Below are 538 nucleotides of genomic sequence, written 5' to 3' on the forward strand. Positions count from 1 at the left end.
GGGGACCGGGGGTCAGTCGCTCGGCTTATATCCCCACGGATAAATCCGGGGGCTTTACGCCGATTCTCGGTAAAAATATCGCCAAAAATTTGGGTAATCAGTTTTTGTCGAAAAGTTTGATAAGAGAAGATGCGATCGCTTTCGATAGAGGGATATTCCCATTGATAAAGTGCCAAATCTTGCAACACCGAGTCCCAGAGTTCGTCTTCGCCGATAATATCTCCCAAAAAGCAAGGGTAGAAGTTTGGCATGGAGCGTTCTCCCCGCTGCATAAACTCGTTGAAAATAAACCCTTGCATTTTTTGCGAATAGTCTACATCGCGCACGGAGGTTCCGTGCATCAAAAATACCAGCATGTTTCTGAAATATCCAGTTTCCTCATCTGTATGGTAGCAATTGGGGATGAGTGGGAATGCCCATAAAAAATCCCCCGCCAAAAAGCGGGGGATTTTTTATGGCTAAATCAGGCAGTTAGAGCCTCATCAACCGAACTTACTCGCCGTAGAGGCAATCAAGAACGCCGCATAAGTCAGCACAT

The 538-nt window shown here is 46.3% G+C and carries 1 protein-coding gene; it reads right to left on the minus strand.

Features of this window, described 5'->3' with window-relative positions; genetic code table 11:
* Positions 1-356 (minus strand): hypothetical protein (locus LKK83_RS16025; RefSeq protein WP_324632225.1); only part of this gene is annotated, 356 nt, incomplete at its 3' end.
* Between the last annotated feature and the right edge of the window lie 182 nt (positions 357-538).

The organism is Phormidium sp. CCY1219 (assembly GCF_035615515.1).
Classification (GTDB): domain Bacteria; phylum Cyanobacteriota; class Cyanobacteriia; order Cyanobacteriales; family Laspinemataceae; genus CCY1219.